General features: G+C 72.3%; 14 protein-coding genes. 5 read left to right on the forward strand and 9 right to left on the reverse strand.

Features of this window, described 5'->3' with window-relative positions; all coding sequences use genetic code 11:
* Positions 1–48: 48 nt before the first annotated feature.
* Entirely contained in the window at positions 49–909 is an 861-nt protein-coding gene (locus tag N7925_RS33605; RefSeq protein WP_274346111.1) for a DeoR/GlpR family DNA-binding transcription regulator, read from the reverse strand.
* A 263-nt stretch (positions 910–1172) separates the two neighbouring features.
* On the opposite strand from N7925_RS33605, the gene N7925_RS33610 reads away from it, so the two are divergent.
* Complete coding sequence (locus N7925_RS33610) at positions 1173–3614, forward strand: hypothetical protein (RefSeq protein ID WP_274346112.1); 2442 nt, start codon at positions 1173–1175, stop codon at positions 3612–3614.
* Here N7925_RS33610 and N7925_RS33615 read toward each other — a convergent pair.
* From N7925_RS33615 to N7925_RS33650, 8 genes are all read right to left on the reverse strand, one after another.
* Positions 3581–6010 (reverse strand): right-handed parallel beta-helix repeat-containing protein, encoded by a 2430-nt coding sequence (locus N7925_RS33615; protein ID WP_274346113.1) that lies wholly within the window; start codon positions 6008–6010, stop codon positions 3581–3583. The genes N7925_RS33610 and N7925_RS33615 overlap by 34 nt on opposite strands.
* Before the next feature lie 168 nt (positions 6011–6178).
* Positions 6179–6787 carry an Rv1733c family protein gene (locus N7925_RS33620; RefSeq protein WP_274346114.1) on the reverse strand — a complete coding sequence of 203 codons (609 nt, stop codon included), beginning with the start codon at positions 6785–6787 and terminating at the stop codon, positions 6179–6181.
* Between the two features lie 44 nt (positions 6788–6831).
* On the reverse strand, positions 6832–7668 hold the full coding sequence (locus tag N7925_RS33625; RefSeq protein WP_265603292.1) for an MOSC domain-containing protein: 837 nt from the start codon (positions 7666–7668) through the stop codon (positions 6832–6834).
* A gap of 131 nt (positions 7669–7799) precedes the next feature.
* Positions 7800–8282: a DUF6643 family protein gene (locus N7925_RS33630; protein WP_265603293.1), complete on the reverse strand. Its 483-nt coding sequence runs from the start codon at positions 8280–8282 to the stop codon at positions 7800–7802.
* Between the two features lie 317 nt (positions 8283–8599).
* Positions 8600–9856, reverse strand: coding sequence for an MFS transporter (locus N7925_RS33635; protein ID WP_274346595.1), 1257 nt, complete (start codon positions 9854–9856; stop codon positions 8600–8602).
* Positions 9857–9963: 107 nt separating this feature from the next.
* Entirely contained in the window at positions 9964–10479 is a 516-nt protein-coding gene (locus N7925_RS33640; protein ID WP_265603294.1) for a hypothetical protein, read from the reverse strand.
* A gap of 35 nt (positions 10480–10514) precedes the next feature.
* A complete protein-coding gene (locus N7925_RS33645; protein WP_274346115.1) occupies positions 10515–11756 on the reverse strand; it encodes a hypothetical protein in 1242 nt (413 codons plus the stop codon).
* Positions 11757–11886: 130 nt separating this feature from the next.
* Positions 11887–12042: a hypothetical protein gene (locus tag N7925_RS33650; protein WP_188115030.1), complete on the reverse strand. Its 156-nt coding sequence runs from the start codon at positions 12040–12042 to the stop codon at positions 11887–11889.
* Positions 12043–12515: 473 nt separating this feature from the next.
* On the opposite strand from N7925_RS33650, the gene N7925_RS33655 reads away from it, so the two are divergent.
* The 4 genes from N7925_RS33655 to N7925_RS33670 all read left to right on the forward strand — a co-directional run bounded on the left by N7925_RS33655 (position 12516) and on the right by N7925_RS33670 (position 15979).
* Positions 12516–12902 (forward strand): hypothetical protein, encoded by a 387-nt coding sequence (locus tag N7925_RS33655; RefSeq protein ID WP_265603296.1) that lies wholly within the window; start codon positions 12516–12518, stop codon positions 12900–12902.
* The gene (locus N7925_RS33660; RefSeq protein ID WP_274346116.1) at positions 12902–14401 is read left to right on the forward strand and encodes a sensor histidine kinase; all 1500 of its coding nucleotides are present in this window, start codon (positions 12902–12904) and stop codon (positions 14399–14401) included. Before N7925_RS33655 ends, N7925_RS33660 begins: the two co-directional genes overlap by 1 nt.
* Complete coding sequence (locus N7925_RS33665; RefSeq protein WP_265603298.1) at positions 14331–14990, forward strand: response regulator transcription factor; 660 nt, start codon at positions 14331–14333, stop codon at positions 14988–14990. The genes N7925_RS33660 and N7925_RS33665 overlap by 71 nt, the downstream gene beginning before the upstream one ends.
* Positions 14991–15379: 389 nt before the next feature.
* A complete protein-coding gene (locus N7925_RS33670; protein ID WP_265603299.1) occupies positions 15380–15979 on the forward strand; it encodes a carbonic anhydrase in 600 nt (199 codons plus the stop codon).
* Positions 15980–15999: the final 20 nt, after the last annotated feature.

Consider the following 15999-nt stretch of genomic DNA (forward strand, 5'->3'; position numbering starts at 1 on the left):
GGTGTCCGGCGTACCCGCCGATCCGAACGGAATCCGGAGCGCCCCGCCTCAGCCCTCGGTGGCGGGCGAAGCGTCGGCGGCCCCGGCGGGAGAGTCGCCCGCCACCAGCAGACCCGGCAGACGTTCCTCGATCTCCGCGCGCGTCCCCGGGGCCAGACCGGCGTCCGTGACGAACGTGTCGACCTCCTCCAGCGCCGCGAAGGAACTCAGGCCCACCGTGCCCCACTTGGTGTGATCGGCCACGACCACGATCCGGCGCGCCGCCCGGACGAAACGGCGGTTGGTCTCCGCCTCCGCGAGGTTGGGCGTCGAGAGCCCGGCCTCGGCCGAGATCCCGTGCACGCCGAGAAACAGCACATCGAAGTGGAGGGAGTCGATGGCCCGGTCCGCGACCGGCCCGACCAACGAGTCCGAGGGAGTGCGCACCCCGCCCGTCAGCACCACCGTCGCCGCCCCGGGCCGCGCGCCGCGCCCCCCGGCCGGACGCTGCGCGTCGTGGAACACGTCGGCCACCCGCACCGAGTTGGTCACCACCGTCAGATCCGGCACGTCCAGCAGATGCCGGGCCAGCGCGAAGGTCGTCGTCCCGCCCGAGAGCGCGATCGCACTGCCGGGCACCGCCAACGCCGCCGCCGTCCGCGCGATGTCCTCCTTGGCGCTCGGCTCCAGCGCCGACTTCGCCTCGAACCCGGGCTCGTGCGTACTCGCCTCGACGACCGGGACCGCGCCGCCGTGGACCTTCTCGATCACGCCCTGGCGGTCCAGCGCGTCCAGGTCCCGGCGGATCGTCATGTCGGAGACGTTCAGCTTCCGGGTCAGCTCGTTGACCCGGACTCCACCACGCCTGCGCACCTCGTCGAGGATCAGCGCACGTCGCTGCTCCGCGAGCAGGTTCTGATTCTCGCTCAACGCCGGGTCCGGTCCTTCCCTCTGCCGTACGGTCCGCAGCCGTCTGCGCGACACGCTCATCCTGCCACGCAGGCATGTCCGGCGTATCACCTGGGGAGATTCCGTGAGACCGCTTCACGCACCCTGCCCGTGCCCGGAATCCTGGGCTTCGACCGGCGGGTGTCACCACGCCCGGGGCCCACGACGTCCCGGCCCCGCACCCATCCGCTCCTGAGCACGTCCTCGTCGGCCGCGAGGCCGACGCGCCCGAGAGAGAGTCCCCCTTGGCTCCTGCCGCCCTGCCCCCGTCCCCGCCCTCCTCCCCGGCTGCCCAGCACACCGGGGCCGCACTGGAACTGCTCGTCCACGGCGTCGGCGGCGCCACCCCGCAGGAGATGCTGGGCGACCCCCGTACCGTCCGCGTCACCGGGGACGAGACCGCGGCCGTGTACCGGCGCACCGAGGACGCCCACGGCGAGAAGCACCCCGAGCGCTACCGGGACGAGCCCGTCGCCGAGGCGTACTGCTGGTCCGGCCTCACCTCCGGCAACGGCTCCCGCGCCCTGTGGCTGCTGCTCCTGCCGTTCATGGTGGTCAACCTCGCCCACTGGATGCGCCCCACCGCCACCGGCCGCACCCGCGCGGTCCGGCTGTACGGCGTGCTGGTGCGGCTCGTCGCGCTCAGCCTCACCGTGCTGCTCACGGCGGCCGCCTGCGAAGTCGCCCTGGACCTGCTGGCCTGGCAGTGCGCGGGTGCCGAGGCCTGCGCCGAACGCCGCTCCTGGCTCGGCTTCCTGTCGGCCCAGCAGGGCGGCTGGTGGTCGCAGCCCGGCCGCCGCCTCGCCCTGGCCGCCGTCGTGCCCGTGGCCCTGGTGGGGCTCCTGTGGTATCTGTCCAACCGGACCTGGAGCGCGTACGAGTCCCAACGCCCCCTGGACGAAGGGGACATCGGTGACGGCGCCCACGACCCCGAAGGGGTGCACGAGGCCCACGGCCCCGACGCACCCGACCCGGAGACCGACGCCCCGCGCCCGCCCGGCCCGAGCCGCCCCGCGCTCGGCAGGCCCGGCTTCTGGTACGGCCGCCGCATCGTCGCCCGGCTCCGCGCCGCCCACACGGCGGCCGGGTTCCTCACCGTCGCCGCGGCCGTCGCCGGCGCCGCCGCCCGGCACGACCGGAGCGCCGAAGGACCGGTGCCCCCGTTCCTCGGCGCGGCCGTCGAGGGCGGCATCGTCCTGTGCGCGCTCATCGTCATCGCGGTCGTCTGCCGCCGGGGCCGCAGCGAACGGACCCGCGACACCAAACTGGACGCCGCCCTCATCACCTATCTGCCCGGCTCCGCGCTCGCCCTGCTCGCCCTCGCCGTCGTGTACGCCTCCTGGTCGCGCCCGGACTGGCAGTCCTCGGGCAGTCTGCCCGGCGAGACCGCCTTCCGGCTCCTCACCCTCGGCCAGGGCGTCCTCGTCGTGGCCCTCGCCGTGGTCGCCCACAGCCTCTACCGGCGCACCCCCGAACCGCGCACCGTCCTGCACGGACTCGGCGGCCCCGCGGTCGCGATGCTCGCCTGCGCCCTCGGCGGAGTGATGACCGGCGGAGTGGCCCAGCGCGTCGCCGACTGGCTCGACGGCCCGGGGAGCCCGGGCATGGGCCACGGCACCGACATCGCCGGGCCCCCCGTCCTGCTGAGCTGGCAGGCCTCCGTCATCCCGGTGCTCCTGCTGCTCCTGCTCGTCCCGGTCCTGGTGCTGATCGTCCGCACCACGCGCACCGCCCGCCGGTTGGGCCCGCTCATCGAGGCGGAGTACGCCCCCGAACCGCCCGACGAGGGCCGTACCCGCCGCATCGCCCGGATCCGCGCGACCGCCGCCCTCACCGACTCGGCGCCCTGGATCGTCGGCGTGGTCTCCGGGGCCACCCTGCTGCTCGGGGCGGGCGCGATCGCCGGCTCCTGGCGCAGTGACGAGGTGCCGGGCCGGGCCGCCGACGGGAGCTGGCCGCTCGTCGAATCGTTCGCCGAGGCCGCGCAGTCGACCGGCTCCTGGCTGATCGGCTTCGGCTTCGTCCTGTTCGTCGCCGGCGGCCGCCGTGCCTACAAGGACGCCTCGGCCCGCCGCACCATCGGCATCCTCTGGGACGTGGGCACCTTCTGGCCGCGCGCCGCCCACCCCTTCGCACCCCCGTGCTACGCCGAGCGCGCGGTTCCCGACCTCGCCTCCCGGATGTCCGCCTGGACGGCGACCACGCCCCGGGGCCGACTCGTCATCTCGGGCCACTCGCAGGGCAGCGTGCTCGCCGCGTCCGCCGTCTGGCAACTGCCCGACGCGACCCGCCGCCGGGTCGCGCTCCTCACCTACGGCTCACCCCTGGAGCGGCTGTACGGCCGGTGGTTCCCGGCCTACTTCGGCCCCGAGCCCCTGCTCGGGCTGCACCGCTCGGTGCACTGCTGGCGCAACCTGTGGCGGGACACCGACCCGATCGGCGGCCCCGTCCGCATCCGCGCCGAACGCGACCCGGGCGTCGACCGGGGCCCCTTGAAGGACCCGCTGGCCTACGGGCGGACCACGAAGCTCCCGCTGCCCGAACCGATCCTCGGGCACTCCGACTACCAGGCCGACCCCGCCTTCGCCGAGGAGCGGGCCGATCTCCTCGCCGAGTTGGGCCCGCTCGTCCCCCGGCAGGCGGAGGCGGGCCCTCAGAAGGGCAGCTCGGGGAGATCCTCCGGGTAGAGCAGGGTCAGGTCGTCCGTGCTCGTCTCGGCGAGCTGGGCGACCCGGCCCGCATGCCGCTCCACCATCGACTCGAAGGTCTGGCGGGCGGTGCGGCCGTTGCCGAAGGCGGGGCCCTTGGGCAGCGCCGTGAAGTACTTCAGCAGCGCCTCCCCGGTGCCCTCCGCCAGGCTGTACTCATGCTCCTCGGCCTGCTGCTCGACGATCCGCAGCAGCTCCTCGGGGAGATAGTCATGGAAGGTGATGGTCCGCGAGAACCGCGAGGCCACCCCGGGGTTGACGGTGAGGAACCGCTCCATCTCGTGGGTGTAGCCCGCGACGATCACGACCACCGCGTCCCGGTGGTCCTCCATCAGCTTCACCAGCGTGTCGATGGCCTCCCGCCCGAAGTCCCGGCCGGAGTCCTCGGGCGAGAGGGCGTACGCCTCGTCGACGAACAGCACTCCGCCACGCGCCCGGTCGAACGCCTCCTGGGTCCGGATCGCCGTCGAGCCGATGTGCTCGCCGACCAGGTCCACCCGGGACACCTCGACCAGGTGGCCGCGCTCCAGCACCCCGAGCGAGGCCAGGATCTCCCCGTACAGCCGGGCCACCGTGGTCTTGCCCGTACCGGGGGAGCCGGTGAAGACGAGGTGCCGGCGGACGGACGCGGCCTTGAGCCCGGCCTCCTGACGGCGGCGGCCCACCTCGATCATGTCGGTCAGCGCCCGCACCTCGCGCTTGACGCTGTCCAGGCCCACCAGCGCGTCCAGCTCGCCGAGGACCGCCGAGGAGTCCCGGGCCGGCTCCGCCGGCACGACCGGCTCCGGAGCGGGCTCGACCGCGCGCTGCCCGGGCAGCGCGCCCAGCAGACCGGGCGTGGACCGGGTCTCCGTCAGCACCGCGGGCGGCGGCGGGGCCGAAGCCGTACGCAGACCGCTCTCGTCGCTCGTGCAGTCCTGGGCCACCGGGCCGGTCGTGCCGGCGTCGCCCTCGGGGAACTCGTAACCGCCCCGGGCGCACCGCTCGGTGCGGCAGCGGGTGAGCGTGGTGCGGCAGCCGTCCATGATGTGGAAGCCGTAGCCCTCGCTGCCCGTCACCCGGCAGCTGTCGAAGGTGCCCCGGCCCTCGGCCGAGACGTAGAACCCCGCCTCGGCCGGCGAGGTGACCGTGCAGCGCTCGATGGTGGGGTCCGCGCCCTTGGTGACGATGACCCCGGTCTGCGCCGCGTCGATGGTGCAGTTGTTCAGCGTGCCGCCGCTGCCGTGGTCGCGGAACCAGGCGCCCGTGGACGCCTCCCGGATCCGGCAGTCGTCCAGCTGGGCGGTGGCCCCGTCGCTCACCGAGACGGCGGTGTTGCGGATCTGGGAGAGGTCGCTGTCCACGACGTCGGCGCGCGACCCCCGGTCGAGGACGAACAGGGCGTCGGGCACGTCGTGCACCCGGCAGGCGTCCAGTATCACCGTCGCGCCGTCGCTGACCCAGACCGCCGGGTAGTCGCCCGTACTGTCGTGGATCTCGCACTGGTTGGCGTCGACCCGGGTCCCCGGGTCCCAGACCGAGAGCCCGTTGCGTCCGAAGCGGCGGACGGTGGAGCGGGTCAGCGTGAGCACCGAACGCGATCGCAGGTCGACGGCGTTCTCCGGGATGTCGTGGATGTCGCAGTCGGCGAGGGTGAGCACCGCGTCGGTGTCCAGTGTGACGCCGTCCGCGGAGGTGCGGTGCACGGTGCAGTCGGTCAGGTGGGCCGAGGCCCGGGCGGTGACCTGGATGCCGCTGCCCTTGATCTCGTACACCTCGCAGCCGAACGCCTCCAGGCCGCTGCCCTCGCCGGTGACGCCGATCCCCGCCCCGGACGCGTGGTGGATCCGGCAGCGGTCCAGGCGCGGATGCCCTCCGTCGCGGACCGAGACCCCGGACTGGCCCGCGGAGACGATCTCGCACTCCTCGAACACACCGCCCGCACCGTCCAGCACGGCGATGCCGACCCCGGCCGGATTGTCGACCGTGCACCGCCGCACGGTGGGCCGGGCCGCGCCGCGCACCTCGATGCCCGCGGCCGACCGCGTCACGATCCGCAGGTCCGTCAGCTCCGCCGTGCCGTCCTCGACCAGCAGGGCCGGGGCCGCCGAGTCCTGGCCCTCGACATGGAGGTCCTGGATGACCGCGGAGGCGCGCACGGTCAGCGGTACGCCGTCGACCGGCGCGATCCGCACGGAACCGACCGATCCCTCGGGCCCGCGCAGCGTCACCGCGCGGTGGACGACGAGGTTCTCCCGGTAGGTCCCGGGCGCGACGGTGAGGACGTCGCCGTCGGCTGCCGCCTCCAGGGCCGCGGAGAGGGAGGCGTACTCGCCCGTGCGGCGGCGCCATCGCGATGTGCCGGTGTGCGTCACCTGGACCGTGCCCTGTGCCATGGCGTTGCTCTGCCCCCACCTCGTGCTGTGCGATGCCTCGGGTCCGTCCGTCGCCGGGGAGGCGGACGGGGTCGGACCACCGTAGCGCGCGTGAGGGGCGGGAGTTGACGAGTCCACCCCGCGGAGCCATGTCTCCCCCCGTCCGCTCCCGGCCGGGGGAGGCCGTGGTCAGCCGCCCTTTCCGGCCCTTCCCCAGTCCGGACCGGCCGCGGCCCACTCCCGGTCCAGCCGGGTGTACCGCCGCCGGACCATGCGTCGCACGGTCAGCCGGCGGCCCGCCTCGACGCAGGCGGCGGCGACCAGGAACGTGCCGATGCCGCCCAGCACCGCGTGGGTGCGGGCGGTGCGCCCGTCCATCGGCGGCGGCACCGGATGGCCCGCCGCGTCCGTCCAGATCCGCACCGGGGACCCCGGGCCGCCCGGCCGCGAGGAGGTGGCCACCTTTCCGCTGCGCGGACTGCCGTCCGGGGCCTCCCAGGACGCCACCACCCCATAGGGGCGCGCGGCCCGTTCGACGCCGCCCGCGGGATCACCGGCGAACCGTTCCCGCCCCGCCGGGCCCACCACGACCGCGTCGACGAAGTGACGCTCCTCGTGCTGGGCCCGTACCGACCGCTGGAGGGCGGCGTCGGCCGCCGTCCAGCCCGCCCAGCCGGCGGCCGGTGCGCCCACCACGAGGAGCACCAGCGCTCCGAGCGCCACCCAGGCCTCGCGGCGGTCGGTGGCACGGCGCAGCGGACTGCCCCGCCCGCGCAGCAGTGCCCACAGCACCCACACGCCCCGTCCCCCTGCCCCTTCTGTCGATCTGTCGGTCCATGCAGCTATCCATCCAGGATGTCGAGGATCCGGACGGCGTCCCCGACCCTGATCACTCCCGTCCCCTCGGGAATCAGATTCTGGCCGAAGACCAACTGCTTGCCGAAGCGCCGGTGGCGGGCCAGCGTGAGCAGCGGTTCCCTGCCCCGCTCGGCGGTGCGCTGGTCGGTCGTCGCGATCACGCAGCGGCTGCAGGGCTTGGCCACCGTGAAGGCGACATCGCCGATGGCGATCCGCCGCCAGCGGTCCTCCGCCCACGCCTCGGTCTCCCCGATCACTACGTTGGGCCGGAAACGGTCCATCGGCAGCGGGCCCTCCCCGGGCCGCCCGCCGGCGGCGATCAGGGTGTTGAGCGCGGCGAGCGACGCAGTGGTGGTCGCCAGCAGAGGGTAGCCGTCGGCGAGGGAGACCATGTCCCCGGGCCGGGCGAAGCGCGGGTCGACGGGCCTGCGGTGCGACGGATCGTCGAGATGCACGAGCCGGACCTCCGTGCCGAGGACCGCGCTCAGCCAGTCATGGGCGTCGCCGGGCGCCTCCTCCACCACCACGGTGTCCCGGTGCAGCTTTACGGTGATGACGCGTCCGGCGTCCGGCCCCTCGACGCGCTGGGGCGGAAAGCCCGGCGCGGACAGGAGCACGCCGCCGCCCGGCAGAGGTTCGGCCGAGATCCGCGCCATGGAGGGCTGCTGACGCTGTGTGACGGCCCTGGCCGCCTTGTCGACCAGCATCCAGCGGCGGTCGCCGTCGAGTCCCCATGGCTCGACGGCGACCAGGTCGCAGGCGCGGGCGGCAAGCGACTTCACCGGATAGACGTGGGCCGAACGGAGCACGGGAAAGCTCATGCGCCCATCCTGCCAGCAACTTCTGACCCCGTACGCGTGGATTAGCGGGCCCCGACCGACACCCGGATGTCCTGGATGCGGCTGATGCCCGGTGCGTCCCCCGGCGCACCTCGACGCACGGAGTCGCGGGTTCAGTACCCCCGGCTCTGGTACGGACGGTTGTACGGGTCCTCGTACGGCGACTGCGCCGGCGCGGGCCGCGGCGAGGCCGGGCGCATCGACTCGTACCCGGTGGCGGGCGCGGGCCGCGGCTGCTGGGGCTGCTGCGGGTAGCCGCGGACCGCCGAGGGCTGCTGCGGGATGTACGGCGCGGGCGCGTGCTGCAACTGGGCGGGCTGCATCGGCGCGTGCTGCGCCGGAGCCTGCTGGTACTGCGGCACCGGCTGCTGCTGCGGGTAGCCGTAGCCGGTCTGCTGCGACGGGGCCGCGGGCAGGGCGGGCAGCGCCGACGGCAGGGCCGGCAGGTAGCTGTTGCCGCTGTCATAGGCGGCCGGAACCCGGATGGGAGCGATCTGAGGGGTTCCCCGCTCCGCGACCAAGGAGTCGTAGATCGGAGTTTCGGGGAACGACGCGGCGTAGTAGCCGCCGCCGAAGGTGGAGCGGGGGGACGTCATGCCACCTAAGTTAAGCCCACGATGTGCTGTATGGGGAGCCCCAACCTTTGGGTTATCCGTTTTACGCTGGTTCTGTGCGGCCGGCCCGCCAAAGCATCGTTAAAGGTTTCGTTAACGGGAGGGACCTTTCCGCTGGTGAGCGAGGGCTTCGGCCCCGCGCTCCCGACCGTGAAGGGGAAGGGCGTCGAAGCATCCGGGAGGCAAGCGAATAGCGTTTGGCCAAAGCGCGAGGGGCACGGTTCGACGTCACGGAGATCGTCCGCCGGCCCGAAAGGCCCTGCCTTACCCCGACCCTCGTAAGGCTTTTGGCACCGCCCTCACCCGCCCGGCCCGCTGGTACCGGCCGTGCGCGGTGCGCGGCGCGGGAACCGGCCGGCCAGCGGCAGCACCAACAGGGCGGCCAGCCCGCCCGTCAGGGCCAGTGCCGGGTAGCCGTCCCACGCGACGACCAGGCCGGACGCCAGGCTTCCGGCCGCTCCGGCGGCCGCGAGCCCCACGTCCACCAGCCCCTGGGTCGTGGCGCGCCGGTCCGGGGGCAGGGCGTCGGTGACGATCGCGGTGCCGCTGATCAGCCCGAAGTTCCAGCCCAGGCCGAGGAGTACGAGAGCGGCGCCGAGCGCGGGCGTCGAGCCCGCGGGTGACAGGGCGGCCAGTGCCCCGGCCGCCAGCAGCAGCGGTCCGGACGCGCAGGCGACCCGGCGTCCGCCGACCCGGTCGACGAGCAGCCCGGTGAGCGGGGAGGGCAGGAACATCGCTCCGACGTGCAGGGAGATCACGAGCCCCGCGGCCCGGGCGGTATGACCGTGCGCCAGCATGTGCACCGGTGTCATCGTCATGATCCCGATCATCACGACCTGGGTCAGGATCATCACCGTGGCGCCGACGGCGACGTCGTGACGCCCGGCGGGCGCCGCGGCCCCGGCGTGGGGCCCGTCCGTACCCGCCCCACCCTCCTCGCCGGTGTCCACGGCCTCGTCCGGGGCGCCCGCCGCCCGGACGGCCAGCTCCTGGGCGAGCCGGAGCGGATCGGGCCGCAGCAGACAGGCGAGGACGACCGCGGTGGCGGCGAACGCCGCGGCCGCCAGCAGGAAGGGCCCGGCGAGACGCGGCACGCCCCAGACGTGCGCCGCCTCGCCGGCCGGCCCCACCAGCATGGGGCCGGTCACCGCGCCCAGGGTGGTGGCGAAGAGCACCGTGCTCACGGCCCGTCCGCGTCGGGCGGGGGAGGCCAGGTCCGCGCCGGCGTAGCGCGCCATGAGGCCGGTCGCCGTACCCATCCCGTACACCACGAGGGCCGGGAAGAGCAGCGCCGCGCTGCCGGTGGCGGCGGCCACCACGACACCGACGCTGCCGAGCGCCCCGGTCGCGTAGCCCAGTGTCAGTCCGGGGCGGCGGCCCCAGCGGGCGCAGAGCCGGCCGATGCCGAGTGCGCCGAGTGCGGCCCCCGCGGTGAAGAGCGCGCTCGGTACTCCCGCGAGGCCGGTGGAGCCGAGCATCTCCTCGGCGAGCAGGGCTCCGACGGTTATCCCCGCGGTGAGACCGGCGCCGCTCATGATCTGGGCCAGTACCAGCACGGCCAGAATGCGCCGCTGTTCCGGAATCCCACCCGTGGCGACCGGATGTCCGCTGCGAGTCGACAAGGGAGAGCTTCCGATCGTCATGCGGGCGAGGAGATTTTCACTCAGGCAATGGCCATGGGTTTCAGCTCCGCGATGTCCGCGAGGGAAATGCCCAGCTGATCGCGGAGGAACCGGACCATGGTCCAGTGCGGCAGCGCGCCGTCGTCGAACGGCCCGAATTCCTGGCAGTAGAGGGGGATCCAGCGCAGTGCCTCTTCCAAAGCCTGTTCGCGTCCCGGCTCTTCCTGGTAGTCCTCGTAGGCGATGCTGCGGTGATGGATGAAGAACCGCCCGGGAAGCCGTTCTTCGCACAGCGCGCGATATTCGCGGGTTTGCAGGATGAGATAGTGCCATATCTCGTCGATGTCCTGTTCGACGGGCAGGAAAAGCCCGGCCAGCCGGTCCCGGTAGCGGGAGACGAGGTAGAGGTACCGCAGGCATTCGGTGACCTGACGTTCCACGAAGTCCTGGGGTGTGTCCGGCGCCTGGTCGCAGAAATGCCGTACCACCTCGGTGTGCAGCGCGTCCCCGAGAAGACGCTTCAGGTCGTCGGCGGAGAGTGTCTGTCCGCTGGTCATGGCACTCCGTTTCTGAGGGGGGAGGTGGTGGCGCGTCAGGTACCGGCGCTGACGAGCCAGGCGTACTTGCCGGAGCGCCCGATGGGGATGTGGGTGCGGTGTTCGATCCGGCAGTTCCGTCCGGTCAGTTCGGTGAGGCTCTGCCGCAACGCGGCTGCCTCCGTGGCCCCGAGGGGTTCGTCGGTGAACGTCGTGTGCAACAGAGTGGCGTCGGCGTCGCCTTGCAGGTGCAGTTGGTGCAGGAAGATCCGGGGGGAAGCGTCCGCGATATGCCGGTCGAGGTCGCCCTGGGCGACCGGGCCGTTCGGTGTGCTCAGCAATTCCTTCTGACGGCCGCAGAATTGGGTGATCGCCGCGGGGTCGGGCGAGCCGTCCAGGGTGCGCACACAATCGCCCGACCGGTAGCGGACGAGCGGCATGTAGGGATTGCGCACACTGGTGACGATGAGCTGGTGGATCGTGCTTCCGGGGGCCACCGGCAGGAGCTCGACGCTCATCCCGGCCAGGTGGGGGCAGTAGCGGCCCTCCCGGTCGCTGTAGTAGAGGTAGCCCAACTCCGTACTGCCGAACAGATCGATGACCGGGCAGGCGAAGCGCCGGTGCAGGAACCGTCGTACGTTCACCGGGGTGTACTCGTAGGCGGTGATGACGCTGGCCGGCGCGGGGAACGCGTCCAGCAGGCCCCAGGCCTCCGCCTTCCGCACCAGGTGCGCCAAGTGGTAGCCGGAGCAGTCGAGGTGGTACCGGCCCTGGGGGTGTGTGCTCCGTGCCAGATCGATCTCGCGGAGCATCCGCAGGACGTCCTTGCGGACCCACTGCGCCGGATCCAGCCGCAGGTTGAGGTAGCAGGTGCGCTCGTCGAGCCAGCGGTCGGCCAGGATGGGTATTCCCTTGTGCTCCACGCCGCGTCGGGCGGCGTTGACCCGCGCCACGTGTTCCGTCGCGAGCACCGTGGTGAGGGAGACCCGGCGGCAGCCCGACTCCCACGTCTCGCCGATGTCGGGGTGGTTCCGCCACAACTCGTAGTAGGAACGGAGCAGGAAGTACGGAGGCCGGATGATCTGCATCCGGGCGTGGTTGGTGCCCGTGGACAGGACGAACTCCGCCTCGCCGTTCTCCAGCGCCGCCGCCAGCCGCGGCGTCATCCAGTTGTCGGGGAATCCGCGGGCGATCTCCGGCTTGTCGAGCAGGGGGAAGTGGCCCTTCGCCAGGGACTCCTGGTAGATCGGTATGTCGCGTATATGCTCGATGACCTCGCTGGTCGGCTGGCCCTTCATTAATTCCTTCTCATGTTTCGCATAGCTGAAGAAATATGGGCTATGAGGGGGGCGGAGTCGGGGCGCCCGGGAACATACTGTGGTGGGGGAGGGATCTCTCACAGAGGTGATCCCGGGCGTCCCCGGCCGATCAGGAGATACAGCCGGCCTTCGGCGCGGCGCTGATACACCCGTTCTTGGGTGCTGCGCTGATGCAGCCGTTCTTCGCGGCCTGCTGGGCCGAGTTGGCGGCGAGCCAATTCTGCCAGACGTTGTCCTGGGCCATCTTCTTGATCAGGTGTTCCATGAGGTCCTCCGATGGTAGTGCGGAAGGTACTCCCTGAGGCCGGCCGACGGTGAATGGATTTCTCCTCGACCTGCCCGCTGAATGTAAAAGCGTGGTTGAGCAACTGTCAATGAATGGCAATGTCGAACCCATGGTAAGCAGCCCCATTCGAGACCGGTTTGGCGTGATTCCGCTCTGCGGTTGTCGCGTCGGCGCCGACTGGGGCCGTGGCTCGCGCCCCGGCCGCGTCATCCGCAGAGCCCCTGATGGAAGCGGGTCGCCCGGCTTGGCCGGGGGCCGCCGACGCGGTGACCGACGTGGCGACAGCCGCCGAAGATGAGAATGTTTTCCTCATGTCCGTCCCCGGGACCCCGCGAAGGCAGACTGGTCCGATGCTGTGGCGTGGGGTGGGGTCGGTATTGGCGGGATGCGGAGCAGGAACACTGGTGTTACTGGTCGTATGGATATGGCCCGGGCAGAAGGTGCCGCCCTCCATGGGGCCTGTGGTCGTCGTGCCCTTCCTGCACGGTCCGACGCCTCCGGCCACCGCACCGACCGTCCCCGGCCGTCCCGCCGTGTCACCGACACCGCCCCCGGCCACGCCGGCCCCGTCCGGCTCCTGCCCGGGCGGCCGGGCCGTGTCGCCCCCGCCGCCGCCCGAGTCCGACGACAAGAGCGCCGACTCCCCTGGGCTTCCCCAAGGCGGCGGGGCCGGGGGAGCGTCACGGACCACCGGTGACGACGAGAAGGCCTCACGCGTTCCCAGGGGCGACGTGGGCGACGTGGGCGACGAGGAGGGCGAAGAGGACGAGCCCGACGACGAGAACGAGGAAGCGTCACACGACAACCGGGGGGATGCGGACGACGAGTGGGACGACTGATGCTCAGGCGCCCGACCAGCGCCCGGTCCCGGATCGTCGGCTGGATGCTCATGCTTCTCACCGCAGCCCTGGCCGTGCCCACTTTCGGGATCACGATCGTCTGGCAGGCGGAGCTCGACCGGCAGGTCGACGCGCAACTCCTGTCCGAGGCCGACAAGCTACGCGCGTTCGCCCGTACCTCGCGCGACCCGTACAGCGGTGAGCGCTTCACCACGGGCGCCTCGCTGCTGACGGCGTTCATGGCGGTCCACCGGCCCGAGCACAACGCAGCCTTCTTCAGCGTCGTGAACGGACGGGCCGACCGGCGCAGCCCCGGCCCGGTCCCGGTCCGGCTGGACCGGGACCCGGAGGTCGTGGCCCTGATGGCGCGGACGGCCGACACCCGTATCCGGTCGCTGGACTCCCCGGCCGGCACGGTTCGCTACGGTGTCGTCCCGGTACAGATGGCGGGCGACCACGTCGACACCCGGCTCGTCCTGGTCACCTTCCGCGACAGGGCACTGCGGCAGGAACGCCACATGGCACGGCTGCTGCTGGCATCGGGAAGCTTCGCCCTGGTGGTCGCGGGACTGGCCAGCTGGCTGGTCGCCGGCCGGGTGCTGGCTCCGATCCGGCTGGTCAGGCAGACCGCCGAGCGGATCAGTGAGACGGACCTGACCCAGCGGCTGCCGGTGCGGGGCAACGACGACGTGGCGGAACTGGCCGAGACGTTCAACCACATGCTCGACCGGCTGTCGGGCGCCTTCACGGCGCAACGCCAGTTCCTGGACGAGGTGGCGCACGAACTGCGGACCCCCATCACGGTCCTGCGCGGACATCTGGAGCTGATGGACGAGGACCCCGACAGCCAACGCGGCCAGACCCGCGCCCTGCTCTTCGACGAACTCGACCGGATGCGGCGGATCGTGGAGGACCTGCTGCTCCTGGCCCGCGCCGAGCGCCCCGACTTCCTCACCCTCGGCCAGACCAGTCTGACCGACCTGGTGGTCGACACGGCCGCCAAGGCGCAGGCGCTGGGGCGCAGGCACTGGACGGTGGCCGAGGTCGCCGACGTCAGCGTGCACCTGGACGAGCAGCGGATCACCCAGGCCCTGATGCAGCTCGCAGCCAACGCGGTCAGTCACACCGGGGAAGGGGACGCCATCGAGATCGGGTCGCGCCTGTGGCGCGGCAGAGTGCTGCTGTGGATCGCGGACACCGGGCCCGGCGTGGCCCCGGAGGACCGCGAACGGATCTTCCAGTGCTTCTATCAGGGGGGCACCGCGGTCCCCGCCCGGGCCGCTCCCGGCATCGGACTGGGCCTCGCGCTGGTCCGCGAGATCGCCCAGGCACACGACGGCGTCGCCCACGTCGAGGAGGCGGCCGGGGGCGGCGCGAGATTCGTCATCGACCTTCCCGCACTGCAGCCCACGACGGAAGGAATCCATGGTGAGCAGGATCTTGATAGCCGAGGACGAGGAAAGAATTGCCGCCTTCGTCGAAAAAGGCCTGCGCCGTAGCGGGTACGTCACCCGGGTCGTCGCCGACGGAGCCTCCGCCTACGAGCACGCCCGCGGCCGGGACTTCGACCTCCTGATCCTCGACCTCGGACTGCCCGGCGACGACGGGCTGACGGTGCTGCGCAAGCTGCGGAAGGCGCGCATCTCCCTGCCCGTCGTCATCCTCACCGCGCGCGACAGCGTGAGCGACATCGTGGCCGGACTGGAGAGCGGCGCCGACGACTACATGGTCAAACCCTTCGCCTTCGACGAGTTACTGGCCCGCGTGCGCCTGCGCCTGCGCCGTGAGGAGCCGGCGGAGAACTTTCTGCTGCGGGTGGGCGACCTGATCCTCGACCTCCGCACCCGCCGGGCCCAGGTGGGCGAGCGCGTCTCCGACCTGTCCGCCCGTGAGTTCGCCCTCGCGGAGATCCTTATGCGCAACCCCGACCGGGTGCTGTCCCGCGAGCAACTGCTCAGCCAGGTATGGGGGTTCGACTACGACCCCGGTTCGAACATCGTCGACGTCTACATCCGCTATCTGCGGCGCAAGATCGGCGCCGACCGGGTCCAGACCGTGCGAGGCGTCGGCTACCGGCTCCGGGCCTGACCACCGGGGCGGGCGCGCTCGCCCGGCGGCGGACGCGTCCCCGCCGGACCCCACCGGACCCCATGAGACCCCATGAGAACAGTCTCACCGCCGTCTCACCGCCACCTCATCGCCCGCCCCGAGACTCCTCCTTACGGGTCATCGGTGACGCGAGGCCCGTGAGCGGCGCAGACGGTCGCCGCGGCCCCGCCCGTGAACAGGGCGCCGCCGCCACACCGGACCAGCAGACACGGAGGCGAACCCCCCGCCTGCCCTGCGACGCGAGCACCCGCACCTGATCCCCCGTGGCACCCGGGCCACCCGTGTGCCACGAAGGCCCGGTTGTGGGCGGGGTGAGAGCCCGCCCCGCGTGACGAGCCACACGCCACTTCCGTATGGAGGACACTCCTGTGCGACAACTCATCGACCACGCCCGCACCTTTTCTGCCCGCTGCGGCGGAGCAGGCCGCGAACTCAAGGAATTCGAGGGCGGCCAGAAGCCCTCCGCCATGTTCATCACCTGCTCCGACTCCCGGGTGGTCCCCACCCTGCTGACCGACTCCGGCCCCGGCGAGCTCTTCGAGATGCGCACGGCCGGAAACATCGTCCCGCCCTACGATCCGGACGCGCCCACCAGCGAGATGGCGACGATCGAGTACGCCGTCTGCGTACTGGAGGTGTCCGACATCATCCTCTGCGGGCACTCCCACTGCGGCGCCGTCGGAGCCCTGGCCCGGGGCGACGACCTGCGGACCCTGCCGGCGGTACGCGGCTGGCTCGGCAGATGCGCCCCGACGGCCGGTTCCCAGCACCCCGACGAGTTCGGCCCCGACTGCGAACAGCCCGTTCAGCGCCACGCGGTGGCGCAACTGGACGCGTTGCGCGACTACCCGTGCGTGAGCCGCGCCGTGCGCGAGGGCCGGCTCGGCCTGCACGCCTGGTACTACGAGGTCCACACCGGCGCCGTGCAGGCCCACCGGCCCTCCACCGGAACCTTCTCCTCCCTGTGACAGCGACCCACCGGTGAACA

The sequence above is a fragment of the Streptomyces sp. CA-278952 genome, assembly GCF_028747205.1.
Taxonomy (GTDB): Bacteria; Actinomycetota; Actinomycetes; order Streptomycetales; family Streptomycetaceae; genus Streptomyces.